12 protein-coding genes are annotated in these 15,552 nt (G+C 71.7%); 5 read left to right on the forward strand and 7 right to left on the reverse strand.

Features of this window, described 5'->3' with window-relative positions; translation table 11 throughout:
* Positions 1-8 precede the first annotated feature (8 nt).
* On the forward strand, positions 9-212 hold the full coding sequence (locus H9651_RS10995; RefSeq protein ID WP_225216685.1) for a LacI family DNA-binding transcriptional regulator: 204 nt from the start codon (positions 9-11) through the stop codon (positions 210-212).
* 116 nt (positions 213-328) lie between these two features.
* Complete coding sequence (locus tag H9651_RS11000) at positions 329-1,678, forward strand: HNH endonuclease signature motif containing protein (protein WP_191719371.1); 1,350 nt, start codon at positions 329-331, stop codon at positions 1,676-1,678.
* A 95-nt stretch (positions 1,679-1,773) separates the two neighbouring features.
* On the opposite strand, the gene H9651_RS11005 is transcribed toward H9651_RS11000, so the two are convergent.
* From H9651_RS11005 to H9651_RS11030, 6 genes are read right to left on the reverse strand one after another with little or no spacing between them, the layout of a single operon-like run.
* Positions 1,774-2,466 carry a response regulator gene (locus H9651_RS11005; RefSeq protein ID WP_191719372.1) on the reverse strand — a complete coding sequence of 231 codons (693 nt, stop codon included), beginning with the start codon at positions 2,464-2,466 and terminating at the stop codon, positions 1,774-1,776.
* Positions 2,463-5,021 carry a DUF4118 domain-containing protein gene (locus tag H9651_RS11010; protein ID WP_191719373.1) on the reverse strand — a complete coding sequence of 853 codons (2,559 nt, stop codon included), beginning with the start codon at positions 5,019-5,021 and terminating at the stop codon, positions 2,463-2,465. The genes H9651_RS11005 and H9651_RS11010 overlap by 4 nt, the downstream gene beginning before the upstream one ends.
* A gap of 3 nt (positions 5,022-5,024) precedes the next feature.
* A complete protein-coding gene (kdpC, locus tag H9651_RS11015) occupies positions 5,025-5,639 on the reverse strand; it encodes a K(+)-transporting ATPase subunit C (RefSeq protein ID WP_191719374.1) in 615 nt (204 codons plus the stop codon).
* A 19-nt stretch (positions 5,640-5,658) separates the two neighbouring features.
* Entirely contained in the window at positions 5,659-7,806 is a 2,148-nt protein-coding gene (gene kdpB / locus H9651_RS11020) for a potassium-transporting ATPase subunit KdpB (protein WP_191719375.1), read from the reverse strand.
* 1 nt (position 7,807) lies between these two features.
* On the reverse strand, positions 7,808-9,481 hold the full coding sequence (kdpA, locus tag H9651_RS11025; protein WP_191719376.1) for a potassium-transporting ATPase subunit KdpA: 1,674 nt from the start codon (positions 9,479-9,481) through the stop codon (positions 7,808-7,810).
* The gene (locus tag H9651_RS11030) at positions 9,481-9,570 is read right to left on the reverse strand and encodes a potassium-transporting ATPase subunit F (protein ID WP_191719377.1); all 90 of its coding nucleotides are present in this window, start codon (positions 9,568-9,570) and stop codon (positions 9,481-9,483) included. Before H9651_RS11030 ends, kdpA begins: the two co-directional genes overlap by 1 nt.
* Before the next feature lie 316 nt (positions 9,571-9,886).
* Here H9651_RS11030 and H9651_RS11035 point away from each other — a divergent pair, with 316 nt between their 5' ends.
* The 3 genes from H9651_RS11035 to H9651_RS11045 are packed head-to-tail and all read left to right on the forward strand — an operon-like array spanning position 9,887 to position 12,933.
* A complete protein-coding gene (locus tag H9651_RS11035; RefSeq protein WP_191719378.1) occupies positions 9,887-10,501 on the forward strand; it encodes a P-loop NTPase family protein in 615 nt (204 codons plus the stop codon).
* 26 nt (positions 10,502-10,527) lie between these two features.
* Positions 10,528-12,345 carry a YhgE/Pip domain-containing protein gene (locus tag H9651_RS11040; RefSeq protein ID WP_191719485.1) on the forward strand — a complete coding sequence of 606 codons (1,818 nt, stop codon included), beginning with the start codon at positions 10,528-10,530 and terminating at the stop codon, positions 12,343-12,345.
* A 45-nt stretch (positions 12,346-12,390) separates the two neighbouring features.
* Positions 12,391-12,933, forward strand: a complete 543-nt coding sequence (locus tag H9651_RS11045; RefSeq protein WP_191719379.1) for a YaeQ family protein — start codon at positions 12,391-12,393, stop codon at positions 12,931-12,933.
* 12 nt (positions 12,934-12,945) lie between these two features.
* Here the strand turns inward: H9651_RS11045 and H9651_RS11050 are convergent, their stop codons facing one another.
* Positions 12,946-15,378: a helix-turn-helix transcriptional regulator gene (locus tag H9651_RS11050; RefSeq protein ID WP_191719380.1), complete on the reverse strand. Its 2,433-nt coding sequence runs from the start codon at positions 15,376-15,378 to the stop codon at positions 12,946-12,948.
* Positions 15,379-15,552 lie beyond the last annotated feature (174 nt).

Here is a 15,552-nt window from a genome sequence, read left to right on the forward strand (position 1 = left end):
AGGAGCGAATGCCGACGATCGAAGACGTCGCCGCAGCGGCGGGGGTGTCGAGATCGACCGTGTCACGCGTGATCAATGACCACGGGAGGGTGAGTGTGCGGGCGCGCGCGGCGGTGCACCGTGCGATCGCGGACCTCGCGTATTCGCCGAACGCGGCGGCTCAGGCGCTTGCGCGGGGCGGCCGGAGCCGGGGCGGCGGAGGCGTGGGGTGAGGTTCTCCTGCGCATCGTCGCCTCCCCAGGTGGGTTCTTTACGAGTTGTCCACAATGTGGGTTGATCTGGGTTTTCCGGGCTTCGGATGTCGGAGGGGGTCGGCAGACTAGGGGGTATGAACAGTTCCTCGACCCGCTCTGTGGATGCCGTGTTGTCGGTGTCCGGGGTGGTCGCTGAGCTGGTGGAGACCGAGCGGGGCATCGCGGCGTTGCAGGCCCGGCAGTTGGTGCTGCTGGGGCGGGCGGGGGCGATCGCGGCGGAGCAGACCGCGGGTATCCCGCTCGCGTTGCAGCGGGAACGGGAGTTCCCGTTGCGGTCGATCGCGGCGGAACTGGGGGCGGCGATCCGCCGGTCGGACCGGGGCATGCAGAATCGCATCCACCAGGCCACCACACTCCTGGACCGGTTCCCCGCTGCGGTCGCGGCGCTCGCGGCGGGGCGGATCGACGTCGGGCATCTGCGGGTGATCGAAGAAGCCGGCACGCCCCTGGTGGACCCGGACGTGCGGGGACTGTTCGAACAGGCCGCGCTGCAGGTCGCGGAGCGGGAGACGGCGGGGCGGGCGAAACCGATCATCCTGATGCTCGCCCACCGCCTCGACCCGGCCCCCGCCACCGAACGCCACGTCACCGCGGCCACCACCCGACGCGTCTGGGTGCGGGATGTGGAAGACGGGATGGCGGAACTGGTGGCGTTGCTGCCCGCACACCTCGCCCACGGCATCCGCGACCGCCTCACCCGGTACGCCCGGCAACTCCACGACGAAGCCGCGGCGGACGCGGCGGGTGGGGACGGTGCGGGTGCGGACGGTGCGGTGGCGGTCGTTCCGGTGGATTCCCGGACGATGGATCAACGCCGCGCGGACGTGTTCGCCGACCTACTCCTCACCGGGCACGCGACCGCGGCTGACTCCGACGCCACGGTCTGCGAGACCGACGCGATCATCGCGCACATCCAGGTCACCGTCCCCGCCGCCACCCTCACCGGCGGTGACGCCCCCGCCACGTTCCACGGTCACGGACCCCTCGACCCGGCCGCGGCCCGCCATTACGCGTCCGTCGCGACCAGTTGGGACCGGCTGTTCCACGACCCTGCCACCGGCACCCTCCTCGGCACCGACACCTACCGGCCCACCGCGGAGCAGCGCCGGTTCCTCCGCGGCCGTGACGAGCACTGCCGGTTCCCCGGCTGCCGGGCCGCCGCGTACATCTGCGACATCGACCACACCATCGACCATGCCCACGGCGGGCCCACCCACCTCTGCAACCTCGCCCATCTCTGCAAACGGCACCACACCCTCAAACACCACACCGCCTGGACCGTCACCCAACACCCCGACGGCACCCTGGAATGGACCAGCCCCACCGGGCAGCACTACCTCGACATCCCCCACCGCACCCTCGAATTCACCGCCACCGCCACCGCGACCGCCGGCGCCGACAGCGGCGCGCCACCACCCTTCTAACCCCACCCGCCGATCGGGCCCGGGTCACGCGGGCCGCCCCGTCACGCGGGCCGCCCCGTCACGCGGGCCGCCCCGTCACGCGGGCCGAGCCCTGCTCACGCCGAATCCAGGTCGAGGCGGTACCCCATGCCCGCCTCTGTGAGGAGGTAGCGGGGCGAGGCCGGGTCGGGCTCGAGCTTCTTGCGCAGCTGCGACATGTAGAGGCGGAGGTATCCGGTGTCGGCGACGTGCGTCGATCCCCAGATGCTGGTGAGCAGCGTCTGACGCGTCACGAGTCGCCCGGGGTTGCGGATGAGCAGCTCCAGCACCTGCCACTCGGTCGGGGTGAGGCGGATGTGATCGACACCCGCCTCGCGGGTGCGGGTGACCGCGCGCGATGCCAGGTCCACCGTGACGTCACCGAGCGTCACGACGGGGTCGGGGGAGTGCTGCGGAGCGCGGCGCGTGAGCGCACGGATGCGGGCGAGCAGCTCCTCCACCGAGAACGGCTTCGTCACGTAGTCGTCGGCACCGGCATCCAGCGCCTCGACCTTGTCCGCCGCCCCCGAACGTCCCGACACGACGAGCACCGGCGCATCCGACCAGCCGCGGATCGCCTGGATCACGGCGATGCCGTCGAAGCCCGGCATCCCGAGGTCGATGAGGTAGAGATCGGGGTGATGATCGATCGCGGCGGCGATCGCCTTCGACCCGTCGGTCGCCGTGAAGATCTCATACCCCTTGGCGGTCAGGGTGATCCGCAGTGCGCGCAGGATCTGCGGATCGTCGTCGGCGATGAGGATCTTCACGGGTGCGCGCTGCTTTCGGACAGATCGAGGTCCGCGGTCGGCGAGGTGGCCCCCACTGTCGCCGCAGGGACACCGACCGGTACCACCGCGGGCAGGGAGATCACCATCGTCAGCCCGCCACCGGGGGTGTCCTCGGGGGTGAGGCTGCCGCCCATCCCTTCGACGAACCCCTTCGACAGCGCGAGGCCGAGACCGAGCCCCGTGGTGTTGTCGGTGTCGCCGAGACGCTGGAAGGGCACGAACACATCATCGCGCCGTTCGACCGGGATGCCCGGACCGTGGTCGACGATCCGGATCTCCACCGTGCGCGCGAAGGTGCTCGTGGCGATGCGCACCCGGGTGCCCGCCGGTGCGTGGCGCAGCGCGTTGGCGAGCAGGTTCACCACGACGCGCTGCAGCAGCACGGCATCGGCCTGCACCGGCGGCACCGTGTCATCGAGGTCGAGTTCGACCTGCTGCGGGTCGGCACCGAGCTCGTCGATGGCGGGGAGGATCGTGTCGGCGGGGTCGACGGCGCTCGTCGAGATCGCCAGCACCCCGGCCTGGAGCCGGCTGACATCCAACAGGTCGGTCACGAGTGCGGCGAGCGTGCCGAGGCTCTCATCCGCGGTGGCGAGCAGCTCGTCGCGGTCCTCCTCGGTGAGGGCGTTGCGCGCGGCGCGCAGCCCACTGACCGACGCGGTGGCCGCGGCCAGGGGCCGGCGCAGGTCATGGCTCAGCGCCGCCAGCAGCGCCGTGCGCACGCGGTCCGAGGCGGCCAGCGGCTCGACCTCGCTCGCCGCCACCTCCAGTGCGTCGTGCTCGATCGCCGCCGCGAGCTGCGCCACGATCACCCCGAGCAGGCGCTGTTCGGATGCCTCGAGGTCGTGGCCGTGCAGTTCGAGCCGCCCGCGGTCGCCCACCGTCACGGTCACGTGGTGCTCGTTCGCGAGCGGTTCGCCGCTGCGCGCGGCCACCTGGTCATCGACGATCAGCCGCACCCCGGCGAGGCCGAACGCCTCGCGGGTGCGCTCGACGAGCGCCTGCAGCGCACCCTGCCCGCGCAGCACGCTGCCTGCGATGGTCTGCAGCAGCTCCGACTCCGCCGCCGCGCGGCGGGCGGCGCGGGTCTGCCGGGCGGCGCGGTCGACGACGTAGCTCACCAGCACGGCGTTGGCGAGGTACAGCCCCAGAGCCACCAGGTGCAGCGGGTCGCTGACGCTGATCGTGAACTGCGGCGCGATGAAGAAGAAATCCAGCGTGAGCCCCGACAGCACGGCGGCGAACATCGCGGGCCACAGCCCGCCGACGAGGGCGACGACCACGACGAGCAGCTGGTACGCGAGCACGTCGCTCGTGATCGACTCCTCGCTGCGGATCGACACCAGCAGCCAGGTCAGCAGCGGTCCGCTCACCAGCGCCAACGCCAGTCCGGCGATGCGTCGGTGCATCGTCAGCGCCCCGCTCATGCGGGGCAGGGCGAACTGCCCGCCCGCGTCGTCATGGTTGACGATGTGCACGTCGATGTTGCCCGCTTCGCGGATGACGGTCGCCCCGATGCCGGGGCCCGTCACGAGGGCCAGCAGCCGGCTGCGACGGCTCACGCCGATCACGAGCTGGGTCGCGTTGACCGACTTCGCGAAGTCGACGAGCGCCACCGGCACGTCGTCGCCGACCACCTGGTGGAAGGTGCCGCCGAGCGCCTCGACGAGCGCCCGCTGCTGCGCGAGTGCGGCGGGGTTCGCCCCGCGCAGGCCGTCCTGGCTCGTCACGTGCACGGCGAGCAGCTCGCCGCCGGCGGAGCGGGCGGCGATGCGCGCCCCGCGGCGCAGCAGCGTCTCGCCCTCGGGCCCGCCGGTGAGGGTCACGACCACCCGCTCGCGGGCCTCCCACGTGCTGTCGATGCCCTGTTCGGCGCGGTAGTGCCGCAGCGCCTGGTCGACTTCGTCCGCCAGCCACAGCAGCGCGAGTTCGCGCAGCGCGGTGAGGTTTCCCAGGCGGAAGTAGTTCGACAGCGCGGCGTCGATGCGCTCGGCGGGGTAGACGAGCCCGCCCGCGAGCCGGTCGCGCAGCGCCTGCGGGGCGAGGTCGATGACCTCCACCTGGTCGGCCTTGCGCAGGATCGCGTCGGGGATGCTCTCGCGCTGCGGAGCGCCGGTGATCTGCTCCACGACGTCGTTGAGCGACTCGATGTGCTGGATGTTGACGGTGGAGATGACGTCGATGCCGGCATCCAGCAGCTCGTCCACGTCCTGCCACCGCTTGTCGTTGCGGGACCCGGGCGCGTTGGTGTGGGCGAGTTCGTCGACGAGGGCGACCAGCGGGCGCCGCGCGATGACGGCATCCACGTCCATCTCGGTCAGTTCCACGCCGCGGTGCGCCACGGTGCGGCGGGGGAGGATCTCGAGCCCCTGGGTCATCGCCGACGTGGCGGCGCGGCCGTGGGTCTCCACGACCGCGACGACCACGTCCTTGCCTTCGCCGACCAGACGGGTGCCCTCTTCGAGCATCGTGTACGTCTTGCCGACGCCGGGAGCGGCGCCCAGCAGTACCCGCAACCGCCCCCGTGCGCCCATGCGTCAGCCCTCCAGCTCGTCCAGTGCCAGATTAAGCTCCAGGACGTTCACGGACGGCTCGCCGAGGAACCCGAGAGTGCGCCCGCTCGTGTGCGCCGCCACGAGATCGCGCACCTCGTCGGGGTCGAGACCGCGCTCGAGGGCCACGCGCTCGACCTGGATGCCGGCGTAGTCGGCACTGATGTGGGGGTCCAGCCCCGAGCCCGACGCGGTGACCGCATCGGCCGGCACATCGGCCTCGGCGACGCCGTTGAACTCGGCGACCAGCCCCGTGCGCTCGGCGATCGCGGCGACGAGATCCTCGTTCTCGGGGCCGAGGTTCGAGCCGCTCGACGCGCCGCCGTCGTACCCGTCGCCGGCGGCGGACGGCCGCGGCTGGAAGTACTCCGGCAGCGGCGCGCCGTCGGCGTCGGCGAACGACTGGCCGATCAGCGCCGAGCCGGCGGGCTCGCCGTCGGCGTCACGCGCGATCGACCCGTTCGCCTGGGCGGGGAGGATCAGCTGCCCGACGCCCGTGATGACGAGCGTGTAGCCGACGCCCAGCAGCAGGGTGAAGACGGCCATGGCGCGCACCGCGACCCAGAGGGTGCGGCCGGTGGAGCGGGTGGATGTGTTCATTTCTGTGACTCCTCAGGGCTCAGAACCCGGGGAACAGGCGCACGACGAGGTCGATGAGCCAGATTCCGATGAAGGGCGCGACGACGCCGCCGAGCCCGTAGACGAGCAGATTGCGCCCGAGGGTCTTCGACGCGTCCTGCGGGCGGTAGGTCACCCCGCGCAGCGCCAGCGGAACCAGCGCCACGATGATGATCGCGTTGAAGATGATCGCCGACAGCACGGCGGATGCCGGGGAGTGCAGCCCCATGATGTTCAGCGCCGCGAGGCCCGGGAACACCCCCATGAACATCGCCGGGATGATCGCGAAGTACTTCGCGAGGTCGTTCGCGATGGAGAAGGTGGTCAGCGCCCCGCGGGTGATCAGCAGCTGCTTGCCGATGCGCACGATGTCGATGAGCTTGGTCGGGTCGGAGTCGAGGTCGACCATGTTGCCGGCCTCCTTCGCCGCCGACGTGCCCGTGTTCATGGCGACCCCCACATCGGCCTGCGCGAGCGCCGGGGCGTCGTTGGTGCCGTCACCGGTCATCGCGACGAGGTTGCCGCCGGCCTGCTCGGTGCGGATGTAGGCGAGCTTGTCCTCGGGGGTGGCCTCGGCGAGGAAGTCGTCGACGCCGGCCTCCTTGGCGATGGCCGCGGCGGTCAGCGGGTTGTCGCCGGTGACCATGACGGTGCGGATGCCCATCGACCGCAGTTCGGCGAAGCGCTGGGTGAGCCCTTCCTTCACGATGTCCTTCAGGTGCACGACACCGAGGACGCGGCCCTCCCCGTCGGCGGTGCGGGTGGCGACGACGAGCGGGGTGCCGCCGGAGCGCGCGATGCGTTCGGTGTGCTCGTCGAGCTCGGCCCGTAGGCCGTCCGGCAGGCGGCGCCCCTCCGACTCGAGCCAGTCCGTGACGGCGGAGCCGGCGCCCTTGCGGATGAGGGTGCCGTCGGGCAGGTCCAGGCCCGACATGCGCGTCTGCGCCGTGAACGGCACGATGTCGCCCGCGGCCGAGCCTCCCACCGTCACGCCCTCGTGCGCGGCGAGGTTCACGATCGACACGCCCTCGGGGGTGGGATCGGCCAGCGACGACTGCGCGGCCGCGCGGATGAGCTCCTGCCCGGGCACCCCCGTCATGGGGACGAACGCCGCCGCCCGTCGGTTGCCGTACGTGATGGTGCCGGTCTTGTCCAGCAGCAGCGTCGTGACATCGCCTGCCGCCTCGACGGCCCGGCCGGACATCGCCAGCACGTTGCGCTGCACCAGCCGGTCCATGCCCGCGATGCCGATCGCCGAGAGGAGCGCGCCGATCGTGGTGGGGATGAGGCACACCAGCAGCGCGATCAGCACCGTGATGCTCACGGGAGCGGCGGCATACGACGAGATCGGGTTCAACGTCAGCGCGACGACGACGAAGATGATCGACAGCGACGCCAGCAGGATCGACAGCGCGACCTCGTTGGGGGTCTTCTGCCGGGCGGCACCCTCGACGAGCGCGATCATCCGGTCCACGAACGTCTCGCCGGGTTTGGAGGTGATGCGCACCACGATGCGGTCCGACAGCACGCGGGTGCCGCCGGTCACGGCCGAGCGGTCGCCGCCGGATTCGCGGATGACGGGGGCGGACTCGCCCGTGATCGCCGACTCGTCGACCGAGGCGATGCCCCAGACGATGTCCCCGTCGCCGGGGATGAGCTCGCCGGCCGAGACGACCACCGTGTCACCCAGGCGCAGATCCGATGACGGCACATCGGTCGTCGCGGTGCCGTCCGCGGCCGGGTCGCCGGCCGCGTCGTACGCCGTGACCCGGTGGGCGGTCGTGCTCGTGCGGGTCTGGCGCAGCGTCTCGGCCTGCGCCTTGCCGCGGCCTTCGGCCACCGACTCGGCGAGGTTCGCGAACAGCACCGTCAGCCACAGCCAGACGGCGATCGCCCCGGTGAACGATGCCGGCACGGCGGTGCCGCCCGAGTCGGCGGGGCCGCCGAGGAACGGTTCCGCGACCGCCAGGGTCGTCGTCAGCGCGGCGCCGACCCAGACGATGAACATGACGGGGTTGCGCCATTGCCGGCGCGGATCGAGTTTGCGGAAGGCGCCCGGGAGGGCCGCCCCCAGCTGCGCCCAGGAGAACGCGCCGCGGGTGGGGGCGGTGCGCTGCGCTTGCGGTGTCGGAGCGGTGAGTGTGGACATGTCAGACGAGCCCTTCAGCCAGGGGACCCAGCGTGAGAACGGGGAAGAAGGTCAGTGCGGTCAGCAGCACGGCCACGACCGTGAGCATCCCGACGAACTGGGGACGATTCGTCGGCAGGGTTCCGCTGGTGGCCGGAACGGTGTCCTGCGCGGCGAAGGAGCCGGCCAGCGCGAGCACGAACACGATCGGCAGGAACCGGCCGAGCAGGATCGTCACCCCCAGTGCCGTGTTCAGCCACGGCGTGTTGGCGGTGAGTCCGGCGAAGGCGGAGCCGTTGTTGTTGGCGGCCGAGACGAAGGCGTACAGCACCTCGGACATGCCGTGCACACCGGGGTTCCAGATCGAGACACCCTCGATCTCCTCCCGCACGCCCGGCAGCGCGAAGCTCAGTGCCGTGCCGGTGAGCACGAGGGTCGGCATGACGAGGATGTACAGCGCGGCGAGCTTGATCTCCCGTGGGCCGATCTTCTTGCCGAGGTACTCCGGTGTGCGTCCGATGAGCAGGCCCGAGATGAACACCGCGACGATCGCGAGGACGAGCAGGCCATACAGGCCCGAGCCGACACCGCCGGGCGTCACCTCGCCCAGCATCATGTTCAGCATCGGCATCATGCCGCCCAGCGCCGTGTACGAGTCGTGCATCGAGTTCACCGCGCCGGTGGAGGTGCCCGTGCTCGTCGTGGCGAACAGGGTCGACCCGATGATGCCGAAACGCTGCTCCTTGCCCTCCATGGCGCTGCCGGCGAGCTGGGGGGCGGTGCCCTGGCCGGCGGATTCGAGGGCGGTCAGAATCGTGAACGACAGCGTGAACAGCACGCCCATGACGGCGAGGACCGCGTAGCCCTGGCGATTGTCGCCGACCAGGCGGCCGAACGTGCGCGGCAGGGCGAAGGGGATCACCAGCATCAGCAGCACCTGGAAGACGTTCGTCCAGGCGGTCGGGTTCTCGAACGGGTGCGCGGAGTTGGCGTTGAAGAACCCGCCGCCGTTCGTGCCGAGCAGCTTGATCGCCTCTTGCGAGGCGGTCGGACCGCCGGGGATCGACTGCACGGCGCCGGAGAGCGTGGAGACCTCGGTGAAGCCGTTGAAGTTCTGCACGACGCCGCCGATCGCCAGCACGATCGCGGCGAGGGTGGCCAGGGGCAGCAGGATGCGGAGGATGCCGCGCGTCAGGTCGACCCAGAAGTTGCCGATCGTGCCCGAACGGCGGGAGGCGAGCCCGCGCACGAGGGCGATGGCCACGGCCATGCCGACGGCGGCCGAGGTGAAGTTCTGCACCGCGAGACCGGCCATCTGCACCGTGTACCCCAGCGTCAGCTCCGGTGAGTACGACTGCCAGTTGGTGTTGCCCACGAACGAGGCAGCCGTGTTGAACGATAGATGCTCACTCGGGGCGGGAAGTCCGAGCGAATAGGGAAGCCACTGCTGCAGGCGCTGCAGGCCGTAGACGATGAGCAAGCCCACCGCCGAGAAGGCGAGGAGGCCCCGGAGATAGGCCTGCCACGTCTGCTCCGCCCGGGGATCGACGCTGATGACCTTGTACAGGCCCCGCTCCACCGCCGCGTCCCTGCGCGAGGTGTACACCCACGCCATGTAGTCGCCGAGCGGGCGGTAGAGCACCGCCAGGACGACGGCGACGGAGCCGAGCGCGAGGATCGCGTACAGCCACCCCATCAGAACCGCTCCGGTTTCACGAGGGCGAACAGCAGGTAGACGATGGCGGCAACGCCCAGCACGACGGCCAGAAGCTCGAAGACGATCACAGCTTCTCCACCGCCTTGCCCAGCAGGCCGACGATCACGAACAGGGCGATCACGCCGAGCACGTAGACGAGGTCGAGCACGGAAGACTCCATTTCGGAGGGCATCGGCATACGGGTGAATGCCGGGCGTCCGACGGGACGCATCCCCGATCCAACTCCCCGCCGGCTGCCGCGACGGCGGTCCTCACGGAACCCATACGGGTGCGCCGGGAAACCTCACGGTTCTCCTACGCGCGGCAAGGGGTGGACGTGCCCGCATCCGGCCTGAAGACTCGGGGACCACGGCGGGACACCGTCGGCGCGGGGAGGGCGGGGCCATGAAGATCGAGCTGCACGACGTGAGCAAGGGCCGCGACGGCGAGTCCCTTCCGGCCATCAGCTTCGACTACGAGACCGGGCGCGCCACGTTCGTCCGCGCCGAGACGATGCAGCGTCCCACGGTGCTCGGGCTCATCGCCTCGGGGCGGATGCGTCCGGACTCGGGCAGCATCCGCATCGACGGCGAGGCCGACGATGCCGGTATCCGCCGCCGGGTCGCGCTCGTCGACGCCCCCGACATCTCGGAGCCGGCGTCGCGGGTCACCGTCGCCGGCGTCACCGCCGAGGAGCTCATGTTCGCCGGTCGCTCGGCCGGCCACCGTGCCGTGCGCGCCTGGCTGCGCGACCAGAGCCTCGCGCATATCGCGCGCCTGCCGATCGTCAACGTCGCGCCCCGCGATCGCATCCACCTGCTCACCGAGCTGGCGCTGCTGCGGCCGGGGATCGAGGGACTCGTGCTGGTCGCCCCCGACCGGCACGGCGGTCCGCCGCTGCAGTGGTGGCACCAGGGTCAGGCGATCGCCGAGCGCGGATTCGCCATGCTCATGATCGCGGGAGACGCGTCGGCCACCGTGATCGAAGCCGCCACCGCCGACCCGGGGCGTGCGGCGTGAACGGCCCGTCGCTGCCGGTGCCGCGCCTGAAGGTGCCGCACATGATCGCCGCCGAGCTGCGGCGACTGACCTCCACCCGGCTGTCCACCCTCGCCCTCCTCGCGCTGGTCATCGTGCCGATCCTGTACGGCGGCCTCTACCTCTGGGCCAACCAGGATCCCTACGCCAAGCTCTCCGACATCCCCGTCGCCCTCGTCGTCGAAGACACCGGCGTGCCCGCCGACGGCGACACCGCCGCACGCAACATCGGCGACGAGGTCGCCACCGAGCTGCTCAAGCGCGGCGACTTCGACTGGCATCGGGTCTCCGACCAGGCGGCGCAGCGCGGTCTTGAGGACAACCGGTACGACTTCGCCATCATCCTGCCGGCCGACTTCTCCGCCGCGCTCACCTCCGTCTCCGGTGACGACCCGCGCCAGGCGGAGATCATCCTGGAGACCTACGACGCCAACAGCTACCTGGCCAGCACCATCGGCTCGCAGGCGGTGGAGCGCATCCGCTCGACCGTCGCGCAGGAGGTCGGTCAGGAGGCGGCATCCACTCTGCTGGATTCCATCTCCACCATCCGCGGCAAGATCGTCGAGGCCGGCGAAGGCGCCGCCGAACTCGCCACCGGCACCGTCGAGCTCGCCGACGGCACGGTGCGGCTCGTCGAGGGCGCCGCGAGCGCCGTCACGGGAGCCGCAGAGCTGGAAAGCGGGTCGGCGACGCTCGCCGACGGCGCCGCCCGCGTGGCCGGCGGGAACGCCGAGGTGGCCGCAGCCGCCGACCGCGTCGCGGGTGTGGTCAACCAGCTCACCGCCGACCTGCCCGCGGCGCGCGCCGCGATCACGGCCGATCTCCTCGCGCTGGGCCTGGATCACCCGACCATCGACGCCGTGCTCACCCGGCTCGACGCCGTCGGGGCCGGCATCCGGGCGGGCGATCAGCGCGTGCAGGAGGTCGTCGGACAGATCGACGAGCTCGCCTCCGGCAGCCGCGAGGTCGCCGACGGCGCGGTGAGGCTGCGCGACGGACTCGCCACCCTGCAGTCGGGGCTCGGCACCCTCTCGGACGGCGCCGGCACGCTCCGCGACGGCGCGGCCAGCCTGTCGTCGGGCAGCGCGACACTGCGCGATGCGCTCCAGAGCGGGGCGGCGGAGATTCCCGACAGCAGCGCCGACCTGCGGCAGTCGCAGGCGCGCACCATCGCCGATCCCATCAAGCTCGAGACCGACGGGGTCGCACAGGCGGCCAACTACGGCGCCGGGCTCGCGCCGTTCTTCGGCGCGCTCGCGGGATGGATCGGCATCTACGCGCTCTTCCTCATCGTCAAGCCCATCTCCCGCCGCGCCGTCGCGGCGCTGCATTCCCCGGTGCGCATCACGCTCGCCGGCTGGCTGACCCCGGGGATGTTCGGGCTCATCCAGATGAGCCTGCTGTTCCTGGTGCTCATGTTCGCGCTGGATTTCCCGATGGTCTATCCGCTGGGGACCCTCGGCATCATGATGCTCGCCTCCCTCACCTACACCGCGATCATCCTGGCGCTGAACGTCTGGTGGGGAGAGGTGGGCCAATTCCTGGGGCTCGTGCTGATGGTGCTGCAACTGGTGACGGCGGGCGGCACCTTCCCCTGGCAGACGCTGCCGGGACCCCTCGCGGTGCTGCACAACCTCTTGCCCATGAGTTATGTCGTCGACGGCATGCGCCAGTTCATGTACGGCGGGGATCTCTCGCGCACGATCACCGACGCCACCGTGCTGCTGTGCTGGCTGGTCGCCGGGTTCCTGTTCACGGCCATCGCCGTCACCCGCAAGACCCGCTACCGAACGCTCGGGGATCTCGAGCCCAGCATCCTCGCCTGACGCCGTGGCGCGGGGGCGCGCGCAGCGCGCGTAGGCTCGTTCGTTATGGCCGCAGGCGCAGTGATCCACACCTTCACGGTGCAGTTGGCCGACGTCGACCGCGGCGTCTACGACGAGCTGGCGCTGCGCGTCGCGCGGCATCCGTCCGAGACCGACGCGTTCATGATGACGCGGGTGCTGGCCTACTGCCTCGAGTACGAGGAGGGCATCGCCTTCAGCGAGGGCATCTCGGCCACCGACGAGCCGGCGCTCGTCGTGCGCGACCTCACCGGTCGCGTGACGGCTTGGATCGAAGTGGGCGCACCGGATGCCGCGCGCCTGCACTACGGCAGCAAGCTCGCCGACCGCACCACCGTCTACACCCACCGCGACCCGCAGAAGCTGCTCGCCGCGTGGGCGGGCAAGACCATCCATCGCGCCGACGCGATCACGCTGCACAGCTTCGATCCGGGGTTCGTCGACGCCGCCGCCGCGGCGGTGCAGCGCCGCAACACCGCGACGCTGTCGGTCACCGAGGGCCAGGTGTACTTCGACCTCAACGGCGTCTCGCTGACCACCGAGATCCACCAGCACACCCTCGCCGCGTAGGCGGCCCCCGCCTCAGCCCGCGCGCGGGCCGTCGCGCAGCGCGGTCTTGCCGTAGATGCGGTTGATGTGCCCCTCGACGGTGCGCTTGGACAGCTGCAGCGTCTCCGCGATCTCGGCGTTGCCGAGCCCCTGGCTCATGAGGTCGGCGACCTGACGCTCGCGCCTGGTCAGCAGCGGCGTGACGGCGGCGACCTCGGTGTCGAGGCCGCGCGCGTGCACCGCCGCGGCCGAGACGAGTCGCACGGCCGCGGCATGCAGGGACGAGCCGGGCGTGAGCCGATCGCGCGCCAGCGTGGCCGCCGCGTACGCGATGGCGTATTGACCGGCCGCCGCGGCGGTGCGGCTGACCAGCAGGGCGTCACGGGCGTGCGCTGAGAGCACCGCGGCGGCGAGCGAGCGGGTGAGCAGCGGCACGGCACCGCTCACCGTGAGGGTGCTCGCGAACGCGCACGTCGGGCCGTGACGGCGGATGACGCCGGTCATGGCGCCCCGCATCGCCGCACCGACCAACCCCTCGGCGGCCAACGCGCGACACCGGGCGAGCGCCTCGTCGTGCTCGCCGAGAGCGGCCAGGGTACCGGCGACCGTCGAGCGCACCTCGGGCCCCGTGGGCGAGTTGGTGGCGCCCGGCAGCGACGCCAGACGCGTCAGCTGCGCGCGCGCCCCCTCGGCATCCGACCCGAGCGCGAGGGCGTGGGCGTACAGCGACACCGCGCGGGGAAGGTAGTCCTCGGGGCCGTCCCGTTCGAGGGACTTGAGGGCGTCGTGGGCCGCCGCCACGGCGGCCGGGACATCGCCGACGCTCAGGGACACCTCGGCATCGGCGAGGCGTCGCATGCCGGGCGCGATGAGCACCAGGCGGTTGGCGTCCACCGCCTGGAACCACGCGGTCTCCCGCGCCAACGCGACCACTCCTTCCCCGTGCAGCACGATCGTGAACCGTGCAGCGAGGTGCTCCTCCACCACCCAGTCGCTGTGCGGCGCGCTCTCGGCCTGGCGGTCCAGGCGTCCGAGCACCACCATCGCCTCGTCGCTTCGACCCAGCGCATCCAGCGCGATCGCGTGGAAGGCCTCCAGGCGGCGGCCGAGGGGACCGGGTGGGGCGTGCACGAGGGCGCGGTAGGCGGCGACGGCATCCGGGAACCGGCCCGCATACGACAGATGCAGGATCGTCAGGGCGTCGAGGGTGATGCGGCGGGGGAGATCGTGATCGCCCTGCCAGCGGGTGCGGGCTTCGTCGAACAGCGCCAAAGCGCCGTCGGGCGAGCGCTCCCGGTAGTGGGCGAGGTCGGCGCGGGCGGCGACGATCTCGAGTGCGATCATCGCGTCGCGTTCGCGGTCTTCCGCCGAGCCGCCCGCACTCGTGGCGATGAGCGCGGAGGCCTCGGTGAGACTCGACTCGGCCTCACCGAGCCGTTCGAGCAGTCGCAGACACTGGGCGCGCACGAGCAGCAGGTGCGCCCGGGGCGCCGCGGATGCCGGCGGCCCCGTCAGGGCGATGTCGGCCACCCGCACGCCGGCGGCGTAGTCGTGCACGGCGGAGGCGGCTCGGACGGCGCAGACGACATCGGCGTCGGTCACCTCCCACCCCTGCGCGAGCGCCCAGGCGGCGAAGGCGGGGAGGCGCCCCACCGCGCCCGGCAGCCGTGCGATCGCCCGATAGTCGTCGTCGCGCTGCCCCGCCGTGGCCTCACGGCGCAGCACCTCGGCCAGCAGCGGCGGGTGCACCACGAGCGGTCGCTCGCCGGCGCCGTCGGCCCTCAGCAGTCCGCGCCGCACCAGGGCGCGCACCGCGTCCGGATCGTGCAGCTCGGCGAGGTCGTCGAGCGTGACGAGCGGCTCCAACGCGACTGTGCGCAGGGGCGCGGACTCGGCTTGCGGCACCCATCGCGCGGGGTCGGTCTCGAGGCCGTCCAGCGCGTCGCGCACCGGGAGCGTCATGTGCAGCTGCCCACGCGAGAGGTTGATGAGCCCTCGGCGCTCCAGCTCGTCGTACGTCGCGCGCAGCGCGGCGAGGTTGCCGTGGGAGCTCCGCCAGAGCGCCTCGACCAGGCGGGCCGTCGGCGGGTGTCCGGTCGCCGCGGTCACGACCTCGGCAGCCTCGACCCGGGTGAGGGCTGCGAGCGGCACGACGTCGGTGTGCTCCGCGAGGAACTCCGCGATGCCGGCGGGCAGCGGCACCCCGACGCGGGCGGATGCCACCACGATCGTGTCGGTCGGCGCGGTGGGTCGGCTCCCCGGCGCTGAGCGATCGGCGTCGTCCAGCCGCATCACCGCGTGACCGCCGATGCGCAGCTGGGTCGCGATGTCGGCGGCGAGGCGGGAGGCGCCGTCGCCGGGGGCGCCCACCACGAGCACCCCGCGACGGTCGCGAGCGCATTCGGCGACCCGGTGGGCGACCTGCGCCGCGCGCAGCGGCGTGCGCACACGGTGCCACACGGTCATCTCGGTTTCCCTCGGGTCGGGAAGGGCCGGAGCGGCCCGCGCACAAAACCAGGTGCGATGCACCCGATTCTGGCAGAACCGCTGCCGTCAGGATGGACATGTCGTCACCTGGGGGTGACCGCGACTTCTGGGGAGAGAAGGGTCAGACAACGAGATGCGGGGATTCGACGCGCG

This window comes from Microbacterium pullorum, assembly GCF_014836535.1.
In the GTDB taxonomy this organism is placed as follows: Bacteria; Actinomycetota; Actinomycetes; order Actinomycetales; family Microbacteriaceae; genus Microbacterium; species Microbacterium pullorum.